The following is a 21,900-nucleotide window of genomic DNA, read 5'->3' as shown; positions in this document are numbered from 1 at the left end:
CCCGCCTCCCGTCGGCGCTCTTCCCCCGCGCGCGCCCCCCCCCGCGGCGGGCCCCCCCCCCTCGACCGGTTCTGTCAGTGGGAAAGAGCTATACCCCTGTTCGAACAGCATGGAGTAGAGGCGGACAGAATGGTATCTCCGCGCGCCGTCGATGCGGCCGTCGAAGTCAGCGGGAGCGTCGTCTGCCAAATCCGCGAGGGTGTCGGCGACCTCCCGGACTCCGACGCGTCTCGGGCCGACGAAATTCTCTCCCGAAGCGGACTCGACGACCCGAGTCCGGACGAGTGGTATCCGCTCGTCGAACTGCTGGACGCGCTCGACGCGGTCGGCGACGAGGCGCTGATTCACCTCGGAACGACGATTCCCGAAGGCGTCGAATGGCCGCCGAGCATCGAGACCGCGAGCGAAGGGTTCGCGACTGTGGACGAAGCGTACCGACTGAACCACCGTGGCGGTGACATCGGCTACTACGAGTTCGCCGAAGTGGCCGGCCGCGACCGAAAAGTCATCTGCGCGAATCCGTACCCGTGCGCGTTCGACAAGGGCATAATCGAGGGGACGCTCCGAGCGTTCGGCGGCGAGTTCAGTTACACGCCGATGATATTCCTCCACGAGACGAGCGAGCGGTGTCGAGCGGAGGGCGGAGAAAAATGTACGTATCGCGTTTCGTGGTGAACTCTCGCGTTTCGTGGTGAACTCTCACGCGCCTTCGAGCGTCTCTTTCAGTTTCTCGGCCTCCTCGCGGTCGAGGAACGCCGCGAGGAAGCGCCCGTCCCATCTGCCCTCCTCGACGGCCGCGGCGAAGTCCGCCCCGAGCATCGCGGTGTTGAGACGCTCGCCGCCGAGATGCGTGTGAATCTCGTGGGCAGACGGGTCCTCGTACGCGCCGATTGCGTCGAGTCCGTCGGCGAACGCGTCGGCCGCCTCGTCGGTCAGCACCACCGGTAGCCGGTGGTCGTCCCCCCTCGGAGACTGCTCGATTTCGCCGACTGACGCTACTCCTGCCGTCGTCGCGAGTTCGACCGTCTCGTCGCCGTTCGTGACGGTTATCCGGAACTCGGTCGCACCGTCGGTTTCAGAAGTGGTTTCATCGGCTTCGGAGCCGGTGTGGTCGGTTTCGGAGGTGGAGTCGTCGGTACTGCCGTCGCTCTCGGAAGCGGTGTCGCCGGACACGCCCGCGTTCGACTCGCCGAGACACCCCACGTTGCCGGCCAGCGCGAGGCACCCGAGCGCGAGGACTCGCCTTCGGGAGACCATGTCAGCAGTGTAACTTTATCAGTACTTCAAACGCTCGAAACGACTTCCCCCGCGCCCCCACCGAGACCCGTGATTTGATAAGTCAACGCTACTGAACTAACGTATGGCAGATGCGTACGACGACGTTCTGGACCGCTACGAGCGAATCTCCGCACTGAGAGACGGTCAGGGCGTCCTCTACTGGGACCAGCAGGTCACGATGCCCGAGGGCGGCACGCCCGCCCGGTCGAAACAGCTCTCGACGCTCTCGGCGCTCGCCCACGAGAAACTGACCAGCGACGAACTCGGCGGGGACTTGGACGACGCCGAGCGCGAGGACCTCGACGCCGCTCAGGAGGCCGTAGTCCGCGAGATTCGCCGCGACCACGAACGGGCCGCGAAGGTGCCGGGCGAACTGGTCGAGGAACTGAGTCGGCTTCAGTCCGAAGCCCAAGACGACTGGCGCGAGGCCAAGTCGAACGACGACTTCTCGGCGTTCGAGCCCACGCTCGAAACGCTCGTGGACCTCCGGACCGAGCGCGCCGAACACATCGACCCGAATCGGGACCCCTACGAGGTCATGTTCGAGGACGGCGAACCCGACCTCGGACTCGACACGGTCGAGCGAATCTTCGAGGAACTCAAGGACGGTCTGGTTCCGCTCATCGAGGAGATTCGGGCGAGCGACCCCGTACCGAGCGTCTTCGAGGGAAGCTTCGACGAGGACACCCAGCGCGAACTCTCGGAGGACGCGCTCGACCTGCTCGGCTACGACTGGTCTCGCGGCCGCCTCGACACCTCCGCGCACCCGTTCACGTCGGGCAATCAGTTCGATTCGCGCGTCACGACCCGATTCCACGAGGACGACCCCATCGACGCGCTGACCGCGACCGTTCACGAGTTCGGTCACGCGACGTACAATCTGGGGCTTCGGGAGGACGCCTACGGCTCTCCGCTCGGGCAGGCGCGCTCGCACGGCGTCCACGAGTCCCAGTCGCGATTCTGGGAGAACCACGTCGGCCGGACGGAGGAGTTCTGGGAACTGTTCTTGCCCACCTTCAAAGAGCACTTCCCGGAGGTCGGGGATGTGACGCCCGAGGAGGCCTACCGGGCCGCGAATCGGGTGCGCGACGACAATCTGATTCGGGTCGAAGCCGACGAACTCACCTACCACATGCACATCATCCTCCGGTCGGAGGTCGAGAAGGCGTTCGTCTCGGGCGACCTCGAAGTGAGCGAGATTCCGAGTCTCTGGAACGACAAGATGGACGAGTACCTCGGAATTCGCCCCGAAACGGACACCGACGGATGTCTGCAGGACATCCACTGGACCGGCGGGTTCGCGCGCTTCCAGAACTACACCGTGGGGAGCGTGCTGGCCGCCCAACTCTGGGCGACCGTCGAGGACGAACTCGACGACGCCCGCGGCCTGATTCGGGACGGGAATTTCGAGCCGATTCACGACTGGATGACCGAGAACGTCCACCGCCACGGACGCCGGTACACCACCGACGAACTGATTCGAGAGGCGACCGGCGAGGACCTGACCGCCGACTACTTCCTCGACTACGCCGAGGAGAAGTTCGGCGAGATTTACGGGCTCTGAGAGGGTCGGTCGTCGGGTCCGGAATCCCCGCCGAGTGGAAACGGTTATTTTTCCGGCACGAAACTTCAGAGGTGTGCCCTCCAGACGAACGCTTCTATCCGCGCTCGGAGCGAGCGCCGTCTCCGCGGCGCTCGCCGGATGCGCCGCACTCCCCGACGACCCGCTCGAACCGACCCCGGACGAACCGCCCGAATCGGGCGTGGACCACCGTCCCGACCCCGGCGACCACATCTTCGGTGCCGACGGCGAGTGGTCGAGTTTCGGCTGTAACGCGAGCAACACGCGGGAAGTCGCGGACGGGAAGGCCCCGGTAGACGGCGTCGAAGAGCAGTGGCGCACGGAGGTCTTTCAGATGACCGCCGCCGAGCCAATCGTCGCGGATGGCCGAGTCTACCAACTGACGGTGCGGGACCTCGCGGTGTACGACGCGAGCGACGGGAGTCAACTGTGGACGAAGTCCGGCGCGGGCGGACCGCCGCTCGTCGTCGGCGAAACCGCGTACCTCGGCGCGAACGACAGCCTGCTCGCGCTCGACGCCGCGACCGGCGAGACGCTGTGGGAGCGGACGTTCGAGAAAAACGCCATCGTCAGGTCGCCCGCGACCTACTCGGGCGACCGCCTCTACGTTCCCGCTGGCGAGACGATTCACCGGGTCGATTCGGAGACCGGCGACGTGGACTGGTCGCGCCGACTGTTCGGCACGCTTCTGGGGTCGCCAGCCATCTACAGCGGGTACTCCGTCGCAGTCGCTTCGGAGGCCGGAACGCTGTATCTGCTCGGTCCCGACGGGACGGGCGCGGGCGAGTGGAACCTCCCGGCCGTGCCGGAGGCCCCGCCGACTACGGACACCGACCGCATTTACGTCAACTGTTTCGACGGCCGGACCTACGCCGCCGACCTCGAAAGGGAGTCGAAGGGAACCTTCGCGTGGGACGCGGACTCGGGAGTGGCGAGCGCCGGACTGGCCGTGAAGTCCCACGTCTACGCGACCGGCACGGGGGGTCTCTCCGCCATCGACCCCGACACCGGCGAGCGCGCGTGGAAACACGACACGGGCGACTGGCGGTGGACCGCGCCCGCGCTCGGCCGCGACACGCTGTTCGTCGGCGGCGACGCGCTCTACGCGCTCGACCCGACGCCGTCGGGCTTGCTCGGCGACGGACCCGCGCTCCGATTCGAGGAGTCGTTTTTCGGTCGAGTGGGTCCGGGTCCCGTGCTGAACGACGGCACGCTCTACGTGGTGGCCCAGACCAGCGAAGAGTCGTACCACCTGCTCGCGCTGGAGTGAGTATCGGACCGAGCGCGGTCGGTACGGTCAGCCTATCTCCTCGGACGAGTCCAGTCGCAAGAGAAATCAGCGATTGAACAGGTCTGGAATCGGTTTGTTGGACCAATACCATTATATGGCTGGTGTGCGTTAGCATACCATGTATGGCGACCGCACCGACTGGCGACGACGACGCACTTTTCGACGACTTCCTGTCCGAGCGTGGCCACGAAACCGAAACGGTCGGCTGGCAGACGGATTATAACAAGAAGAAATGCCCCGACTGCGGCGGCCTCCACGACACCGCCGCGAGCGAGTGTTCGGTGTGCGGTTGGCGACCGTAGCGTGCGACGAGGCCCTGTAGTCGATACAGTGTAGCTTTTGCGTTGTTTTCCGTCCCACGCAGTCGTGACCTGCCGGACTGCTCCGCCGACCGACTTATCCACCTCCGGTGAGCGTCTCGCCCCGTCACCGCAGGACGCGACGGTCGGAGCGTTCCGTTTCCGGCCACGTTCAGTCGGTGTCGATAGAAATATATTGTAAGATTTCCGTAGCCTCACAAGAGAATGCCAGAGTGTCAAAACTGCGGGGCGTTCGTGACCGACGCCTACGCGCGGGTGTTCACCCCGCGCGGCGTGGACGAACCGCGCGTCTGCCCCGAATGCGAGGACAAGATTCGAGACGGAAGCGAAGTGCGCGAAGCCCGCTCACCGCGAAACACCTCCTGATAGGGTCGGTCGTAACTATTTTCAGCAGTCGTACGCTCTCTCGGCTGAATCGGGCGTGAAATCGTCCGGTGACGGATGCGGGTCGGCAAAGAATGACGACCGACCCTATGACACGGCGTCGGGGCGTCTTCTCCCCGAACTCCGTCCGGTGCGGAGCGTTGTGTCCGACCGCCCCCCGCGGCGGAACCAATTCACGTCCCTTTATGAGTACGGGGAACATGTGATTGGTGTAATGAGCGACGATACGGACGAACGCGTGACCCGCCTCTTCGGCGGTCCGGGGAGCGGGAAGACCACCGAACTCCTCGACCGAGTCGAGGACCTCCTCGACCAGGAGGGCGTGGGCGTCAAGGACATTCTACTGGTCTCGTACACTCGCGCGGCCGCCAACGAGGTCCGCGAGCGCCTCGCCGAGCGCCGGGACCTCAACCCCCGGTCCCTGCAGGGGTCGGTCTGCACGATGCACGCGAAGGCGTACGAACTCCTGGACCTCTCGCGAAACGACGTGGTCGGCGAGTCCGACAAGAAGGAGTTCTGCGAGGACTTCGGCATCGAGTTCGAGGACGAGTACAGCGGCGCGGGACGGCGAACCGCCCGCTCGACCACGCTCGGCAACAAGATTATCGCGACCAGCCAGTGGCTCCAGCGCACCAGCAGGGACGTGGCCGACTGGTACGACGTGCCGTTCCAGTGGAACGACGAGGAGGTCCGCCTACCGCCGGACATCGACCCCAACGCCCAGGAGGGCAACAAGTACACCCCGACGTGGCCGAGTTCCGACGACCGAATCGACGTGCCCGAGGCCATTCGCGGGTGGCGTTCGTACAAGGGCGAAAACGACCTCGTGGGCTTCGCCGACATGCTCGAACGCGTGAAACAGCGGTCGCTCCTCCCGAACGTCGAGTATCTGGTCATCGACGAGTTTCAGGACATCACCAGCCTCCAGTACGACGTGTACGAGGAGTGGAAGCCCCACATGGAGAAGGTCCTCATCGCGGGCGACGACGACCAGGTCGTCTACGCGTGGCAGGGCGCGGACCCCCGACTCCTGCTTGAGGAGGGCGGCGACGACGTGATTCTCGACACCTCCCACCGACTTCCCTCCGAGATTCTCCGCGTCGTCCAACACGAGGTCCGCCACATCGACCAGCGTCAGGAGAAGAACCTCTCGCCCCGGAAACAGGGCGGGACGGTCGAACAGATAGATAGCCCGTCGATGCTCGACCTCGTTCGAAACGTCCGGTACACCGTGGACGAACACGACGGCACCCTGATGCTCCTGTTCCGGGCGCGTTACCAGATGTTCCGGTTCATCGACGAATTCATCGACGAAGGCATCCCGTTCCGGTGTCTGACCGACCAGCGGATGTGGACCGACAGACTCACCCAGTACGTCCGGGCGGTCGAGCAAATCGACGCCGACGAACCCATCACGGGCCTGCAGGCACGGCGACTCGCCGACATGCTTCAGGACTCGGCGTTCGGAACGAACGAGCGCGACGAACTGTTCGACGCCATCGACGAGCGCAAGGAGGAGGCGGACACCGACGACCTCGCTGAAATCGAAGTCGATGCCGACTTCGTGACCGAGTTCGCGCCGTTCATGCCCGGTCCGGCGTCGGCCGCCGACATGGTCCGGAAGGTCACGAGCTTCCAGAAGAACTCGATGAAGGCGTACTTCCAGAACGCGAAGTACCACGGCATGCCCGAAGACCGGGTCCGAATCGGGACCATCCACTCCGCGAAGGGTCGCGAGGCCGACCACGTGTTCGTCGCCACCGACCTGACCGAGAAGGTGGTCGAGCAGATGGCCGCCACGGTGGACGAGGCGGACGTGCCCGACGACATCGAAGAGTTCACCTCCAAGACCGACCCCGTGCCGACGCTGACCGACAACGAGCGCCGGGTGTTCTACGTCGGGATGTCCCGCGCCCGCGAGCGCCTCGTCATCATGGAGAACCTCGTCAGCGGCGCGCCCACGCTTCCCATCGACGTGCTGCTCTACAACGAGCGCAACGAGAAGAGCGTTGAGGACGTGCTGGCGGAGTTGGAAGAACCGCCCGCCCAATCGGACTGAGTTCGGGCATTTTTGCTCAGTTTGTGGCTTCTATGGCGTGGGAGAGTTGCGACTACGGAGCTACTTCTTCACGATGGACGACAGAGAAGCTAGCTACTCCCGGTACATATGAGAAAGAAGCCCTCAGTCGTTGCTCGCGACCTCCGGTCGCTCGCGCTTCCTTCGCCCTTCATCCGCCGAGGGTCCCCACACCTCCCCACTCGCGCACCTACGGTGCGCGGTGCATCCGACCGCAGGGGCTGGGACGAGCCGGGCGCTTCGGAGGCGACACGAGCCACGGGATGCGCCGCGCTTGCGCCCCCACAAGGGCGCAAGCGCACGCGGGGAGGAACGGGGGCGCGGTGCTGTGCGGGGCGGTCCTCATTTGTACCGGGAGTAGCTAGCTTCGTCTAAAAGAGATGAGTCCACAATCTCCGAAAAAAACCGTCCACTTCGACGCTTCCCTCTAGCTACTCCTCTTCATCAGGCGTCTTCGCCACCTTCCCGACCGCCTTCTGCGCGACCGACCCCGGCACGTCGGTCGGACTCGTCAGATACTCCTCCAGCACGACCATCAGAACCGCGACGCCGACGAACGCCGCGCCGACGGTCGTCTCGCCCGCGAGGAGTTTCTCGACGCCGAGCAGGCCCACCGGGAGGGCGAACACGAGCGTCGCCGCCAACTGAATCGTACCCACGATACCCGGCTTGCTCATTGGGTGTCCTTTCCCTCCGACGCGTTAAAAATCCCGCGAGCGCGGACCGGGGGTTCCGCTTCGATGCGCCCTACCTTCGACGCGACTCCGGAATCCTTTTCATCCGACCGCCACCACAAATCTGGTATGTTTACCGGAATCGTTGAGGAGGCGGGCGAGGTACGGGACGTGACCGACACCGACGAGGGCCGACGGCTCACCCTCGCGGGCGACCGAGTCGCACAGGACCTCGACCGCGGCCAGAGCGTGAGCGTGAGCGGCGTCTGTCTCACGGTCGAGGACCACGGCCCGGGGTGGTTCGAGGTGTTTCTGGCGAGCGAGACGGTCGCGAAGACCTACCTCGGTGAGGTCGAGGCGGGCGACCCCGTGAACCTCGAACGCGCGATGCCCGCCGACGGCCGGTTCGACGGCCACGTCGTGCAGGGTCACGTCGATACGACCGCAGAGGTCGCGGACGTGCGCCAAGTCGGTGAGGATGGCGAGGCGCTACGCGCCTCGGACAAGCCGAGCGGTGAGCAGAGCGAGCCGCGAGGCGGCTGGGAGTACGAGTTCGCGCTCCCCGAGGGGTTCGGCAAGTACGTCGTGGACAAGGGGTCGGTCGCGGTGGACGGCATCAGCCTCACCGTCGCCGAGCGAGACGACGACGCCTTCTCGGTCGCCATCATCCCCGAGACGCGCCGAGTGACGAACCTCTCGGAGAAAGAACCCGGCGACCCCGTCCACCTCGAAGTGGACGTCATCGCGAAGTACGCCGAGCGACTGCTGGCCGACGCGGGATTCGAGGCGTAGGTCCGGGCGAGCCGTCTGATTTCACTTCCAACCGAAGCGGTCGTCGTCCGCGTCGGATGCGTCCCCGACGTCCGAGGTGTCATCGCTCGACGCCGACGCGCTCTCGTCCGGCTCGGTCTCTTCGCGCGTGTCGGTCTCTTCGCGCGTGTCGGTCTCTTCGCGTGCATCGATTTCTTCGCGTGCACCGACTCCCTCGCCGGTCGCGCCGTCGAAGCTCACGCTCCGACCCATGTCGGTCTGTTTGTAGGCGTTCCGGTATCGGGCGATTTTCCGGTAGAGGATGTAGCCGAACACGCCGTCGTACACCAGGATGAATCCGAGGAACGCGACGCCGGGCGACACCGCGATGTCGAAATAGTCCACGACATCGGGCAGGTAGGTCACCGCGCTGTTGTACGTCGCGTGGATGAACCCCGCGATGAGGAGGCCCTTCACTACGATGGGACCCGCGTTCTCGCGGTTGAACTTCGCGAGTCCGAGGTAGTAGCCCGCGAACGCCGAGTAGATGACGTGACCCGGTCCCGCGAGCAGGCGAACCGCGGCGGTCTGGCCCGCTTCGGTGATGGTCTGGGAACCCAGACTGTTGACGCCCTCGATGCCCTGGGTGATGTAGATGGCGTTCTCGATGGTGGCGAAGCCGAGACCCGCCATCGCGCCGTACACCGCGCCGTCGACGACCGCGTCGAATCGGTTGCTCCGGAAGGCGTAGAGCCGAACCGCGAGGAGTTTGACGGTCTCCTCGACCGGGGCGACGACCAGATAGAAGAACAGCACCATCCCGACCACCGGGACCAGCGTCAGTCCGCTGGCGAGCGTGTTGAGGATGGCCGCGAACCCGGCGAACAGCACGCCGAGCAGGAACGTCCCGACGAGGAGACCGAGCGGTTCGGAGGTCGTCACGTCAGCGTACCAGATGTAGAGCGCGAGACCGAACGCGGGAACGACCGACAGCAGCACGAACGAACCGATAATCGGGTCCTGGACCGCGGCGAGTCCGGTCAGGTAGAACTGCGCCGCCAGAATCGCGACCGCGAGTAGAACGACGATTGCCTGCGCGGACGCTCGGAGGCCGCGGTGGATGAGGCTCGAAATCCAGTCTAACCGCGTTCGGTTCTCCCACGTCGCGATGTCGTAGAGGTCCGCCGAATCGGTTGAACCTTCTTCCACCGGGTCGCGTTGTGCTCCCATCGGCGCGGGCTACGTATCCCAGCGTCAACTATCTGACCCCGCGGAGACCTATAACACCTTAATGGAGATTAAATACCATTAACACTAGTAGGGGAGTTCTTATCACGGAGAACCGGACTACAACTCGACCAAGATGACGTTCCGAAGTCAGAGTCGCGGACTCATGTACACGGCCCCGCCGGGACCGGACGACGAGAACCGACGAACACCCGCCGAGAGCGGCGAAACCGACGCGAACACGGCAGAATCGGCCGACGAGACGGAATCGGTCGCCGAGGAAACGGCCTCCGAAGCCCCAACGCCCGACCTCGACCCCGCCACCGGAGCGTCCGACGCGAACTGGACCGGCACGCTCCCCGCCGACGACTGAGAGGGTCGTGCGTAACTATTTTCGGGAACTCTTCGACGGTCTGGCGTCTCGGAAGTCCAAAACACGGGTCTAGGACGGCGCGGCAGAGCAGAATTACGCACGACCCGATAGCCTTCTCGAATCGCCAGACCGATATTCGCGCTCGCCTACCGTTCTGCCATGAGTAGCCTCCGAATCAGGGGCATCTACACCACCGCGCTGACCGAGCGCCTCCGCGGGGCGTTCGACGTGGTGCAGGCCTCCCCGCCCATCCGGCGGCGCTTCGACGCAGATTTCCCGAGCGAGGAGTACGACGCGACGATAGAGACGACCGACGACAGGCAGGGCGTCGGCGTCGTCGGCGACCCCGAGACGGTCGCGTCGGTCGCCGAGACCATCGCTGACGGTCTCGACGCGTTCCGGTGGTCCGACCCCGCCCCGCGCGGCGCGGTGTTCGACGCCGAAGTCACCGAGACGCTCGGCGGCGGCGCGGTCGTGGACCTCGGCGACCGCGAGGGCTACCTCCCGTTCAACAAAATCGACCGGCGCGTCCACGCGGGCGACCGCGTGCGCGTGCAGGTCCACGACCCCGTCGCTCCGTGGGCCGACCACCGGCCCGGACTCGGCGCGGCGTTGCACGCGTTCGGCGGCGTGGTCAGCCTCTCGACCGGTATCGACCGCGTCGTCGCCGACGGCGACGACGCGACCCGAACCGAACTCGCTCGGACCACCGAAATGCTCCCGACCGAGGTACCCGACGAGTGGGGCGTCAAGTGGGAGTACGCCGCCGAGGACGCCGAGTTCGGCGCGATGGACGACGCGCTCGCCAGCGCCGTCGAGCGCACCGAGGAGATAGACGACGCGCTCGGAAAAGAGGACTCGGACTCCGAGGAGAACGCCCCCGAACGACTCGTCGCGCCCGAAGCGACCGAGTGGGTGTGGTTCGGCCGAGAGTCGAGATTCGACCTCGACGCCGACCGCCGGGCGGTCACGACCACGATACCCGGACACCACCGGGTGAAGGCCGCCCACGAGTCGGCGAGCGCCGCGGTGGACTTCGCGGAGGATCTCGGAAACGTGGGAACGGAGTTCCCCACGGGCGCGGCCCTCCGGCAGTTCGGTCCCGCGGAGGGCGACCGAGTAGCGATTCGCCACGGCAAGCCAGACGGCCGATGCTTCTCACTCGGCAAGGGAGAGGTGACGGCCTGCGACCCCGACGAGGGGAGGGTGACGGTCCGCCGGAAGATGTCGGGCGGCGGCCTGTACGACGCGCTCGAAGTCCCCCGCGAGTCGGGCGACGTGGCGGTCACGAAGTTCCGCGAGGGCCGGTGGTGGTACCCGACCGCGTACCGCGATTCCGACGGCGAGACCAAGGGGACCTACGTGAACGTCTGCACCCCGGTCGAACTGTTTCCGGACTCGGCGCGCTACGTCGATTTGCACGTGGACGTGGTGAAGTTCCCGGACGGGGAGGTCCGGCGGGTGGACGACGACGAACTGGACGAGTCGGTAGCAGACGGAGAGGTGTCGGCGGAACTGGCCGAGAAGGCGCGGAACGTTGCGGGGAGCGTGGAGAAGGCGCTGCGGTAGATTCGCCAAATATTACGTCGTTATACGGCATCTAGTAGTCTGAGTATCGTGACCGCGAGTACCAACACCCAGTATCGTTTTTTGACTTCTCCAACGGTCTGGTCTAACTCCTGGCGCTCCAGGTAATCGTCCACCATGAACAGGGCGGTGTTGAGAGAGAAAGCGACACACTGGATGTAACCCCAATTCTGGATGATTTGCTCTGTGGAGTTTCCTGACTCCTCGTCGGTTTCCTTCCGTGATGGCGGAAACGCGGGTTCTTGCTCGACGGTCGAATAGTGCTTCTTATAAAATTCGTGGAGTATCTCGCGGGAGAACGCGTCCGGTCGTTCTCGAACTTCCTCAGCGCTAACGCCGATGCGCTCTGCTATCTCTTCGGCGTTGCTGTGATAGTACTCGTTTCTCGCTTTCGATACTTCCTCTGCGAGATCTCGTAGTTCCTCGTCCGGTCCCTGAAAAAGGTCGAGAGACACTTGTCCCTTGGGGACACTTGCGGATTCGACGCTCTCAACGAGCGGGTCGAACGATTCGGTCGGTGTCGTCTGCCCCATCGAACGGAGGTGTGTCCGTCCGCGTGAAAGTATTTTCTACGGAATCGGCTCCGAATCTCAGAAGAAATCCGAGTTCGGCGACCCTTCCCCGCGACCCCCGCGTCCGCCCTCGTTCCGGTCGATTCCCATCACGCTCTCAGGTTGGTCGATGTCCCAGTCGCCCATCCCGTCGTCGGCGACCCGAACTGTCACGTCGTCGACCTCGTCGAAGTCCTTCACGAGGTCGAGTTTGATGTTCTGTGCGGTGCGCGGGCTGATAGCACACCCCGAACACGCGCCCCCGAGTTCCACGACGACCTCGCCGGATTCGGGGTCGGCCTTCTGGACCGCGCTCTCGCCCCCGTGCATGCTGATGATGGGCATCTGGCCAGCGAGCCACCGCTCGACCTTGGCCTTCAGCGAGTCGTCGTCCTCGGTCATGGGTGTGAGTAGGGGTCGGAGGGGTGGTAGGACTTTGGGTTTATTTCCGGGCGCGTGGTGAGACCCGAGGTTTGGCGGCTACGGCGTGGGGTTTCTGTACTGAATTTTCGGTACAGATACCCGGCCAAATTAGGGTTTTACAGAGCTTCCTGCTATCATTCCACAGATGAGTGCCACACACCTCCCCAACCGACTGCGTTGCTCGCTCACTTCGTTCGCTGTGCTACTCATCCCTCGCACGCTTTGGGCGCGGGTCAAACCACGACCCGCGCCAGCGCGCGCCGGGTTCGGTGGCCGAACAGCCGATATCTGTCAGACTGATACGTCTCCGACCCGGATTCTAAAACAGCGACTGTCTCGCCACGTTCACTCCCGAAGCCGACGCCACGCACCGACGCCGAGTAACGCCGCCAGCGCGGCCGGAATCCCGAATCCCGGGACGCTCCCGGACGACTCCTCGGCGGTCGCGGTGTCGTCCGCGAGCGCGGCCTCCTCGGTCGTGGTCTGAGTCGTCTCGGCGTCACCCGCCGTTTGGTTCGCAGTGGTCGTCAGCGATGGAGGGTTCTTCTGCGATTCGTGGTTGGCCGCGTTCTCGAAGGTGTAGAGCGCGCCCTCGCTTCCCTCCAGTCGCCCCGTGCTGCTGGCGACGAAGAAGCGGTCGGTGGCGAGCTTCGCGGTCCAGAACGCCGCCTCGTCGGGCATGCGCCACCAGATTAGCTCCTCGGGGTTCGCGGGGTCGGAGATGTCGTGAATCTTCACGCCGCCCTGATACCACGAGGAGAACAGTCGGTCGCCGACGATATCGAAGTTGTGCGAGGTGGTCCACGTTCCGCTGATGGTCGGGTCGGGCGAGGGCGGGGCCTCGATAGCCGAGAGTCGCTCGGGGTCCTCGACGTCGGAGATGTCCCAGAGTTCTACCCCGCCGGGGCCACCCTCGCCGTCGGCTTCCCACGACTCCTTGTTGATGCCGAGCAGGGTTCCGTCCTCGTTGGGCATCGAGTAGTGGTCGTTGCCCGGCGGGCGGAGGACGTGCTCGCGGGCGTCCTCTTCGGAAATCTCGGCGAGTTCGTCGCGGGGACGACCGCCGACCTGCGCGACGTACTCCGGATTCGCGGGGTCGCTCACGTCGAGAATCCACGTCCCGGCGTCCCAGTGGGCCAGATACGCTCGGCCGTCGCCGACCCACACGTCGTGAATCTGGCGGAGGTTCGATTCGACCTCGCCCCACGCTTCGTCGCGGTCGAGCATCGACCACCGGCCGATTTCCTCGGGGTCGTCGTCGGACACGTCCACGGTCACGAGGGGGTTGTCCTCGCCGTTGTTTCCGGTCAGGTAGGCCACCTCGTCCCTGAGGTGGCAGTTGTGAATCGGGTAGTCGGTCTCGAAGAAGCCGACCTGCTCGGGGTTCTCGGGGTCGGACACGTCGTAGACCACCACGCCCTGAAGCACCTCGCCGATTTTGGGGTCGGCGGGACCGGCGACGAGCAGCGTGTCGCCCTCGACCTTCACGTCCTGAATCTGACGGAGCGGGCCGGTCTCCCGGTCGGCGAACAGGTCGCGCTCCTCGGCTACGATTACGGGGTCGCTCGGCACCATGATATCCACCACGGCGAAGCCGTCCATCGCGGCGACGTAGGCGAACTCGCCCGCCTCGTCGGGGACGGCCTCCGCGGCCTTCGGAATCGAGACGCTCCCGAGCGGTCGATACGGACCCTCATGGCCCGCGGCAATTCCGACAGTCGAGAGAGCGGCCACCCCGACAGCACCCCCAAGAAATTCGCGCCGTCGCATGGTCGGAGTGACGGTCCGGAGAGAAATAAAAGGGAGGGCGCGAAGCGGGGAGATACGAGTCCGCGAACACCGAGACCCGGTCAGGCGACTCGCGTTCTGTCGCCGGTCCCACCGGTCAGCGCGCTCGCGATAGCCCCCTTCAGCACCACGTCGTCGCCGAGCGTGGTCAACTGCACGTCGGGGACGTTGTTGAACACGAGTTCGTCGAGGCGCTCGCGAATCGGGTCCACGACGAGGCTCTCGTTGTTGAGCGCCACCGCGCCGCCGACGTAGACGACGAGGGGCGCGTAGGCCTGGATGATGTTCGTCACGCCGAGCGCGTTCCAGTGGGCGACCTGCTCGACCACGTGGTCGGCGAAGTCGTCCGCGCCCGCGTACTCGAACACGTCCACCGCCGAGAAGTCGGGGTCGTCGAGCGGGAGCGCGGTGTCGATTCCGGGGTCGTCCTCGGCGAGGAGTTGGGCGTACCTCGGGATGTTGTTGCCCGAGCAGTACGCCTCCCAGTGGCCGTCGCGGCCGCATCCGCAGGTCCGGCGACCGCGCGGGTCAACGACCATGTGGCCGATTTCGCCCGCGTTGCCGTCCCACCCCGCGAGGACGTCGCCATCGACGCACACGCCCGCGCCGATGCCCGACGAGATGGTGAGATACACCATGTCGTCGGGGTTACGGTCGCTGTAGAATCGCTCGCCGATGACGCCCGCCACGGTGTCGTTGTGGAGGTACACCCGGTCGGAGTCGATGAGTTGGCCGACCGGTCCGGTCAACGGGATGCGCTCGATGGTGTCCGGGAGGTTCGCCGGACCGTCTATCGCGCCGTCAGCGAGGTCGAGCGGACCGATACTACCGATGCCCGCCGCGCGAATCTCCGACGGCGGGACGCCCGCGGCCTCGCACGCCGAGCGCACGCAGTCCAGCACGGCCTCCGTGACCGCGATGCCGGTCGGTCCGTTGGGCGTGTCCGCCCGGTGGACGCTCACTATCGCCCCGTCTTCGTCGGCGACTGCCGCCCTGACGTTCGTCGCGCCGAGGTCAACGCCCGCGTAGTACGCCATTCAGGCCGGAAAAGACGGCGGGGGCGCACTTAACTACAATCATTTACTCGGGCGCGAGTAGGCAGACGCGTGCCACGAGACGCCCCCGTCGGCGAGAAAACGACCGAAACTCATAGTGATTGCTGTGACTCTGTACCGGGAGGCAGTCACAGATCGACGGGGTCGCGCCTCGGTACCCCGAAATTTCTGGAGGATACTGAAAATAATCACAGCAATCACTATCAGTCCGACCGGACGAACGTGACCGGGCACGGCGACGACAACATTACCTCTTGGGCGGTCGAACCGAACACCGCCTTGCCGGTGGGCGAGCGCGTGCGACCGCCCACGACCACGCGGTCCGCGCCGACCTCGTTGGCGAGGTCCACGATAGTCTCGCCGTGAGCGCCGACCGCACCCCGGACCTGATAGGTGACGCCCGCGTCCACGAAGTGGTCGGTGAGTTCCCGGACGGTGGCGTGGCGCGCGGCCACCTCGTCGGCGCTGATTTCGCCCTCGGGGTCGTAGTCGAGGCGGTCAATTACGTCGTCGAACTCGTCGCGGGTGAACACGTGGGCCACCACGACGGTCGCGCCCGTGGGTTTCGCCACGTCCACGACGGCCTGTGCGAGGTTCTCGATGCGGTCGGCGTCTCCCGGCCCGACCGCGAGCAGTATCGTCTCCAGAGCCATACGAACACGTTTACGCCCCGATAATTAAACGTATGGGACGGCTTCGCAGGGCGGCGGCGACCGCGACGCGGTCGCCGCCGCTTTGCCGCCCCGATTACTCGCGACCGCTTCGCCGCTCGAACCTACTCGCCGCCGAATTCGAAGTCGTTGGCGACTTCCTCGCGCTTGAGTTCCGAGACCTTCCGGCGAGTCTCCTCGGCGTCGTGTTCCACGTCCGAGAGGCGGTCGTCGAGCACGCTTAGAATCTCGCTCTTGACCTTCTCGCTGTCGAAGCGTTCGCGCATCTGTTCGTCCACGGCCTCGGTGAACACCTTCAGGAAGGCGGCGACCGACCCGACCGCCCACACCAGCGCGCCGAGCAGGGCGACCGCGAGACCGGGTGCGGCGGTGCCGACGACCGACCCGAGCGCCGCGCCGTCGGCCAACTGTTCGTACGCGGTTCCGAGACCGAGCGCCGCGCCCGCCACGACCAGTCCACCGCCGACGAGGGTGGCGACCGCCGAGAGCGCGACGTAGTAGAGCGCCCACCGAATCGAACGACTCGCGTTCATGGGCGTGGACACGAACCCCGGAAGGTAAAACCCACGTGTTTTCATATAATGCGTATTACACGAACGCGACGCCCGGATTCGACCCGGAATCGCCGAGTCGAACGCGTTAAATCGAATCCGGATTCGAGTAAGAATTTCGGAGACACACCGGTCGGAACCTTCTTTATTCGGCTTCTTGTTCGACCACATGCACACAATGGCTGTACTCTGGCTGGACGAAGTCGCTGCGGACGACCTCGAATCGGTCGGCGGGAAGGGCGCGTCGCTGGGGGAACTCACCGGCGCGGGCCTGCCCGTCCCGTCGGGGTTCGTCGTCGCTGCTGGCACCTACCGTCGGTTCATCGAGGAGACCGGCATCGAAGAAGAGCTGTTCGACGCTGTGGACGTGGACACCGACGACTCGGCGGCGCTCGCACAGGCCCAGTCCCGCGCCGAGGAACTCATCCTCGAAACCGAGTTCCCCGAGGGGATGGCCGCCGAGATGCTCGACGCCTACGACGAACTGGGAGACGGCGAGGAGTTCGTCGCGGTCCGGTCGTCGGCGACCGCCGAGGACCTCCCCGACGCGAGTTTCGCCGGGCAACAGGAGACGTTCCTCAACGTCACCCGCGAGGACCTCGTGCAGCGAGTCAAGGAGTGCTGGGCGTCGCTGTTCACCCAACGCGCCATCTACTACCGCCAAGAGAAGGGGTTCGACCACTCGGTAGTGAACATCGCGGTGGTCGTCCAGCGCATGGTGGACGCCGAGAAGTCGGGCGTGATGTTCACCAGCCACCCCTCGACCGGCGAGAAGAAGCTCATCATCGAAGCCGCGTGGGGCCTCGGCGAGGCGGTCGTCTCGGGGTCGGTGTCGCCCGACAACTACGTCGTGGACCGCGAGACCGGCGAAGTCGTAGACGTCACCGTCGCCGACAAGAAGACGATGATGGAGAAAGACGACGAGACGGGCGAGACGGTCGAGCGCGCGGTCCCCGACGAAGACCGCGAGGCCCAAGTGCTGGACGAGGCCGACATCTCCCGCCTCGTGGAACTCGGCGAGCGGGTCGAGGACCACTACGGAACGCCCCAAGACGTCGAGTGGGCCATCGTCGCGGGTGAGGTGTTCATGCTCCAGTCCCGACCCATCACCACCATCGACGACTCCGAGATAGCCGACGCCACTCCCGACGCGGAGGGAATCGCCGACGGAAGCGGCGCGGTCGAAACTGGGAGTAGTGCGAGCGACTCGGGAGCCGAGAACGGCGGAGGCGAGACGGGCGAGCTGCTCGTCTCGGGTCTGGGCGCGAGTCCGGGCATCGCGTCGGGCGGAGTCAGCATCGTCGGCAAGCTCGACCAGCTCGACAAGGTGGGCGAGGGCGACATCATCGTGACCGAGATGACCACGCCTGACATGGTGCCCGCGATGAAGCGCGCCGCGGGCATCGTGACCGACGAGGGGGGCATGACCAGCCACGCCGCCATCGTCTCGCGTGAACTCGGCTGTCCCGCGGTCGTCGGCTGCGGAAACGCCACTGCGACGCTCGAAGACGACCAGCGAATCACCATCGACGGCGATAAGGGCACCGTCACCGAGGGCCAGCGCGACACCGGCGACGAGCGCGAACCCATCGAGGACGCCCGGCCCAAGACCCCGGTCAAGCCGATGACCGCGACCGAGGTGAAGGTCAACGTCTCGATTCCGGAGGCCGCCGAGCGCGCGGCCGCCACGGGCGCGGACGGCGTGGGCCTGCTCCGGATGGAGCACATGATTCTCTCGACGAACAAGACGCCCGCGAAGTACCTCGAAGACCACGGCGAGGACGCCTACGTCAACGAAATCGTGGAGGGCGTGCGCGGGGTCGCCGACGAATTTTACCCTCGTCCCGTTCGAGTCCGAACTCTCGACGCCCCGACCGACGAATTCCGCCAGCTACAGGGCGGCGAGGACGAACCCGACGAGCACAACCCCATGCTCGGCTACCGGGGCATCCGCCGGAGTCTCGACCGGCCCGACGTGTTCGCCCACGAACTCGAAGCGTTCGCACGCCTCTACGAGATGGGCTACGACAACGTCGAAATCATGTTCCCGCTGGTGAACGACGCCGAGGACGTGATTCGGGCGCGAAACCTCATGGTCGAGTCGGGCATCGACCCCGAGAAGCGAACGTGGGGCGTGATGATAGAGACGCCCGCCTCGGCGCTCGGCATCGAGGCGATGGCGGAGGCGGGCATCGACTTCGCCTCGTTCGGCACGAACGACCTCACCCAGTACACGCTCGCGGTGGACCGCAACAACGAGAACGTCGCCGACCGGTTCGACGAACTCCACCCCGCCGTCCTCCAGCTCATCTCCGAGACCATCGGGACGTGTCGCGAACACGACGTGGACACGTCCATCTGCGGACAGGCCGGGTCGAAGCCCCGGATGGTCCAGCACCTCGTCAACGAGGGCGTCTCGTCCATCTCGGCCAACATCGACGCGGTCCGGGATGTCCAGCACGAGGTCAAGCGCGTCGAGCAGAAGCTCATCCTCGACTCGGTCCGGTGAGACCGAATAAGCTCGGCTTACCAGACCCAAAGCCCGGACTACGCGAGTAAACGACTCGATACAATCGCCGCGGTTTATGATGTGCGCGCTCGGATTTCTGACGAATGCGAGTCCGACGAGCAGCGCTCGTCGTCGTCGCGGTCGCGCTCGTGGCGGGGTGGTCCGGCAGTGTGACAGCACCGGTGACGACGTCGGGCGGTGCGACGGCCCCCAACGCGTCGGCGTCGAACGCCGCGACGGCCTCCCCGGAGACCGCGGCTTCCGAGACCGAGACGACAGAGCTTCGAGCGACGACGGCCGAGTCCCGAACCACGACCGCATCCGACGACCTCCCGCCGGGCCTAAACGAGTCGGGCGTCGAGGACCCCGAGGCGCTGGTGGACGCCCACCGGGCCGCGCTCGACGACACCGGGTTCGCGTTCCGGTTCCGAGCGAACGTCACGGTCGGGTCCGCGAGTCAGTTGACCGTCCAGCACGGCGCGGTCGAGGAGGGACTCGCGCCGCTGCTCGTCAACTCCACGAGCGAGCGCGACCTCGGTGACGGTCCGGACGCGGTCGCCACCGAACTCTGGGCCGACAAGAACACCACCGTCGTCAGGTACGACCGGGGCGACGACGAGACGAGCGTCCAGCGATACAATCGCTCGGCCGACGGCTTCTCGGTCCCCGACGAGACGTGGGGCCACCTCCCGCGGGCCGACATCGACTCGCAGGTGACGAACGCGTGGCTCATCGAACTCGCGCTGACCGCGGGCGAGTACGACCTCGACGGAATCGAGCGCCGCGACGGCCGGGAGGTCGCGGTCCTGCGCGCGACCGAGGCCGTCGCCGCCGCCAACGTCACCGAAGTAGATTCGACGGTCGTCGTGGACCGCGAGGGCCGAGTCCGCGAACTCTCGCTCACCGCGACCTACGAGGGCGACCCGGCCACGCGGGCCAGCTACGAGTTCGAACTCACCGAACTCGGCGACGTGGAAGTCGAGCGACCGGTCTGGGTCGATGCCGCCATCCCGCCCGGAACGCCGACGCCCCGCTCGGAGACCGACGCGGACTCGACGACCGCATCGAACGCGACGAGCGCCTCGGACGACCGATAGAACCGACGATTCTCCGCGGGGGGTTCGTTTCCGGAGACTCCGGAGTTTTTTTCGGCCGGAATCGTCGATTCCGGCCGAAGGTGTTTTTCGGTCGCCTCCCGTTCGTGTGTGCGGGGGAAACGTATATGACACGTGACAGCAGCACGTCGCGCCGGGAGTTCGTCAAGGCAGTCGGCGCGTCGGGAGCGGCGGTCGGACTGACGGGCTACGTGGGCGACACGGGGGTCGGAAACGTTCAGAATCAGGGCGGGACCACGGTCCAGTGGGCGGCCGACTCGAACGTGGACGGGGTGGGAGAGGAGATACAGCAGGCGCTGTACGACAACGGCCTGTCGAACGACATCGAAATCGACATCCTCGCCGGGTCGAACGTCACCGACGACCGGCAGGCTCAGTACCAGCAGTGGCTGTCGGCGGGCCGGAGTCAGCCCGACCTGCTGATGATGGACAGCGGGTGGACGATTCCGTTCATCGTCCGCGACCAGTTGCTGAATCTGACCGGACCGCTTCCGGACGACCGGGTGGACCAGATTCGAAACGACTACTTGCAGAACCTCGCGCTGACCGGACAGGCGCAGAACGGCGACATTTACGGGGTGCCCTTTTTCCCGGACATCGCGACGATACAGTACCGCAGGGACCTGTTTGAGGAGGCGGGCCACAGCCCAGAGGACTCGTGGGCGACCGACTCGATGACGTGGCAGGAGTTCTCGAACGTCGTGAGCGACGTGCAGGAACAGACCGACGCCGAGATGGGCTTTACGTTCCAGGCCCAAGCGTACGAGGGGCTGGCGTGCTGTGACTTCAACGAGTTCATGACGAGCTGGGGCGGGGCGTACTTCGGCAATCCCCAGGAGAATCTGTTCGGGCCGGTCGGCGACCGTCCGGTCACGCTCGGCGAACAGCAGGTCGTGGACTCGCTCCGGATGGTCCGGACGTTCATCCACGGCTCGGACGCGAATCAGACGCTCGACGACTACGGAGGCGGTATCTCGCCCCAGGCGGTGTTGCAGTGGTCTGAGGAGCCGTCGCGCCAGCCGTTCACCTCGGGCAACGCGGTCACGCACCGCAACTGGACGTACTCCATCGCCACCAACGGCGCGGAGGACCAGTTCGGCGAGGACCTCGGCGTGATGCCGATTCCCTACGCCGTCACCGAGGACGAGGCCGAGTACCCCGGCACGGGCGGGCCGACCTCCGCGCTCGGGGGGTGGCTCACGTCCGTCAACCCGAACTCGGAGAATCAGGAGGCCGCGCTCGAAGTCATCACGACGATGATGAACGAGGACTTCATGTTCCGACTGTTCGAGCTTCTGGGGTGGGTGCCGCCGAACACCGACCTGCTCGAAGACCAGCGCGCACAGGAAGTCGAGGTCATGGGCCGATACGTGGACCAACTGCGGGTCGCGGCCAACGCCGGACTCCCGCGACCGGTCACGGTGGTCTGGCCCCAGCAGTCCGACCAGATAGCCCAGCAGGTCAACACCGCGCTGAGTGAGGGCGGAAATCCCGAGCAGGCGATGAACCAGCTTCAGTCGTCCATCGAGCAAATCGAAGAGAGCGTCTGAAAATCCGCTCTTTTCGGTCGTCGCGTGATTTCTTGGTCGTCGCGGTGAGTTCGTGCGCTTCCGGGGAGGGTGTCACCGGCCGCGACACAGTTCCGTAGACGCCGGAGAGAGGTGAGCGGCGGCTGACGTGTCGAGGACAGCATT

21 protein-coding genes are annotated in these 21,900 nt (G+C 65.6%); 12 read left to right on the top strand and 9 right to left on the bottom strand.

Annotation, left to right across the window (positions count from 1 at the left end):
* Nucleotides 1-129: 129 nt before the first annotated feature.
* On the top strand, nucleotides 130-675 hold the full coding sequence (locus EKH81_RS06430; protein ID WP_132057304.1) for a hypothetical protein: 546 nt from the start codon (nucleotides 130-132) through the stop codon (nucleotides 673-675).
* Between the two features lie 24 nt (nucleotides 676-699).
* Here the strand turns inward: EKH81_RS06430 and EKH81_RS06425 are convergent, their stop codons facing one another.
* A complete protein-coding gene (locus EKH81_RS06425; RefSeq protein WP_132057302.1) occupies nucleotides 700-1,257 on the bottom strand; it encodes a preprotein translocase subunit SecD family protein in 558 nt (185 codons plus the stop codon).
* Nucleotides 1,258-1,360: 103 nt separating this feature from the next.
* On the opposite strand from EKH81_RS06425, the gene EKH81_RS06420 reads away from it, so the two are divergent.
* The 5 genes from EKH81_RS06420 to EKH81_RS06405 all read left to right on the top strand — a co-directional run bounded on the left by EKH81_RS06420 (nucleotide 1,361) and on the right by EKH81_RS06405 (nucleotide 6,914).
* Complete coding sequence (locus tag EKH81_RS06420) at nucleotides 1,361-2,842, top strand: carboxypeptidase M32 (RefSeq protein ID WP_132057300.1); 1,482 nt, start codon at nucleotides 1,361-1,363, stop codon at nucleotides 2,840-2,842.
* A 73-nt stretch (nucleotides 2,843-2,915) separates the two neighbouring features.
* Nucleotides 2,916-4,130 carry an outer membrane protein assembly factor BamB family protein gene (locus EKH81_RS06415; RefSeq protein WP_132057298.1) on the top strand — a complete coding sequence of 405 codons (1,215 nt, stop codon included), beginning with the start codon at nucleotides 2,916-2,918 and terminating at the stop codon, nucleotides 4,128-4,130.
* Between the two features lie 143 nt (nucleotides 4,131-4,273).
* On the top strand, nucleotides 4,274-4,453 hold the full coding sequence (locus EKH81_RS06410) for an HVO_0416 family zinc finger protein (protein WP_132057296.1): 180 nt from the start codon (nucleotides 4,274-4,276) through the stop codon (nucleotides 4,451-4,453).
* Nucleotides 4,454-4,675: 222 nt separating this feature from the next.
* Nucleotides 4,676-4,837 (top strand): DUF7563 family protein, encoded by a 162-nt coding sequence (locus EKH81_RS19270; RefSeq protein ID WP_202935070.1) that lies wholly within the window; start codon nucleotides 4,676-4,678, stop codon nucleotides 4,835-4,837.
* Between the two features lie 232 nt (nucleotides 4,838-5,069).
* Nucleotides 5,070-6,914: a UvrD-helicase domain-containing protein gene (locus tag EKH81_RS06405; protein ID WP_132057294.1), complete on the top strand. Its 1,845-nt coding sequence runs from the start codon at nucleotides 5,070-5,072 to the stop codon at nucleotides 6,912-6,914.
* A 449-nt stretch (nucleotides 6,915-7,363) separates the two neighbouring features.
* Here the strand turns inward: EKH81_RS06405 and EKH81_RS06400 are convergent, their stop codons facing one another.
* The gene (locus tag EKH81_RS06400; protein ID WP_132057292.1) at nucleotides 7,364-7,609 is read right to left on the bottom strand and encodes a DUF7533 family protein; all 246 of its coding nucleotides are present in this window, start codon (nucleotides 7,607-7,609) and stop codon (nucleotides 7,364-7,366) included.
* Nucleotides 7,610-7,735: 126 nt separating this feature from the next.
* On the opposite strand from EKH81_RS06400, the gene EKH81_RS06395 reads away from it, so the two are divergent.
* A complete protein-coding gene (locus EKH81_RS06395; protein WP_132057290.1) occupies nucleotides 7,736-8,398 on the top strand; it encodes a riboflavin synthase in 663 nt (220 codons plus the stop codon).
* 21 nt (nucleotides 8,399-8,419) lie between these two features.
* Here the strand turns inward: EKH81_RS06395 and EKH81_RS06390 are convergent, their stop codons facing one another.
* Nucleotides 8,420-9,586 (bottom strand): PrsW family intramembrane metalloprotease, encoded by a 1,167-nt coding sequence (locus tag EKH81_RS06390; protein WP_132057288.1) that lies wholly within the window; start codon nucleotides 9,584-9,586, stop codon nucleotides 8,420-8,422.
* A 133-nt stretch (nucleotides 9,587-9,719) separates the two neighbouring features.
* On the opposite strand from EKH81_RS06390, the gene EKH81_RS06385 reads away from it, so the two are divergent.
* Complete coding sequence (locus EKH81_RS06385; protein ID WP_132057286.1) at nucleotides 9,720-9,956, top strand: hypothetical protein; 237 nt, start codon at nucleotides 9,720-9,722, stop codon at nucleotides 9,954-9,956.
* Nucleotides 9,957-10,115: 159 nt separating this feature from the next.
* Nucleotides 10,116-11,525: a ribonuclease FAU-1 family protein gene (locus tag EKH81_RS06380; protein WP_132057284.1), complete on the top strand. Its 1,410-nt coding sequence runs from the start codon at nucleotides 10,116-10,118 to the stop codon at nucleotides 11,523-11,525.
* A 20-nt stretch (nucleotides 11,526-11,545) separates the two neighbouring features.
* Here EKH81_RS06380 and EKH81_RS06375 read toward each other — a convergent pair whose 3' ends face one another.
* The 6 genes from EKH81_RS06375 to EKH81_RS06350 form a co-directional block, all read right to left on the bottom strand.
* Nucleotides 11,546-12,076, bottom strand: coding sequence for a hypothetical protein (locus EKH81_RS06375; protein ID WP_132057282.1), 531 nt, complete (start codon nucleotides 12,074-12,076; stop codon nucleotides 11,546-11,548).
* 57 nt (nucleotides 12,077-12,133) lie between these two features.
* Complete coding sequence (locus EKH81_RS06370; RefSeq protein WP_132057281.1) at nucleotides 12,134-12,496, bottom strand: NifU family protein; 363 nt, start codon at nucleotides 12,494-12,496, stop codon at nucleotides 12,134-12,136.
* 366 nt (nucleotides 12,497-12,862) lie between these two features.
* Nucleotides 12,863-14,287 carry a PGF-CTERM sorting domain-containing protein gene (locus tag EKH81_RS06365; protein ID WP_132057279.1) on the bottom strand — a complete coding sequence of 475 codons (1,425 nt, stop codon included), beginning with the start codon at nucleotides 14,285-14,287 and terminating at the stop codon, nucleotides 12,863-12,865.
* Between the two features lie 80 nt (nucleotides 14,288-14,367).
* Nucleotides 14,368-15,342 (bottom strand): ROK family protein, encoded by a 975-nt coding sequence (locus EKH81_RS06360; protein WP_132057277.1) that lies wholly within the window; start codon nucleotides 15,340-15,342, stop codon nucleotides 14,368-14,370.
* A gap of 221 nt (nucleotides 15,343-15,563) precedes the next feature.
* Entirely contained in the window at nucleotides 15,564-16,013 is a 450-nt protein-coding gene (locus tag EKH81_RS06355) for a universal stress protein (RefSeq protein WP_132057275.1), read from the bottom strand.
* Between the two features lie 122 nt (nucleotides 16,014-16,135).
* Nucleotides 16,136-16,564 (bottom strand): dynein light chain family protein, encoded by a 429-nt coding sequence (locus EKH81_RS06350; RefSeq protein WP_132057273.1) that lies wholly within the window; start codon nucleotides 16,562-16,564, stop codon nucleotides 16,136-16,138.
* Between the two features lie 196 nt (nucleotides 16,565-16,760).
* Here EKH81_RS06350 and ppsA point away from each other — a divergent pair, with 196 nt between their 5' ends.
* The 3 genes from ppsA (at nucleotide 16,761) to EKH81_RS06335 (ending at nucleotide 21,756) form a co-directional block, all read left to right on the top strand.
* Nucleotides 16,761-19,091, top strand: coding sequence for a phosphoenolpyruvate synthase (gene ppsA / locus EKH81_RS06345; protein WP_132057270.1), 2,331 nt, complete (start codon nucleotides 16,761-16,763; stop codon nucleotides 19,089-19,091).
* 104 nt (nucleotides 19,092-19,195) lie between these two features.
* Nucleotides 19,196-20,188: a hypothetical protein gene (locus EKH81_RS06340; protein ID WP_132057268.1), complete on the top strand. Its 993-nt coding sequence runs from the start codon at nucleotides 19,196-19,198 to the stop codon at nucleotides 20,186-20,188.
* 125 nt (nucleotides 20,189-20,313) lie between these two features.
* On the top strand, nucleotides 20,314-21,756 hold the full coding sequence (locus tag EKH81_RS06335) for an extracellular solute-binding protein (RefSeq protein ID WP_132057264.1): 1,443 nt from the start codon (nucleotides 20,314-20,316) through the stop codon (nucleotides 21,754-21,756).
* Nucleotides 21,757-21,900 lie beyond the last annotated feature (144 nt).

Source organism: Halorussus amylolyticus (assembly GCF_004143485.2).
GTDB lineage: Archaea > Halobacteriota > Halobacteria > Halobacteriales > Haladaptataceae > Halorussus > Halorussus amylolyticus.
Note: the sequence above shows the minus strand (reverse complement) of the source record. Positions and strands in the feature narration are given on the sequence as shown.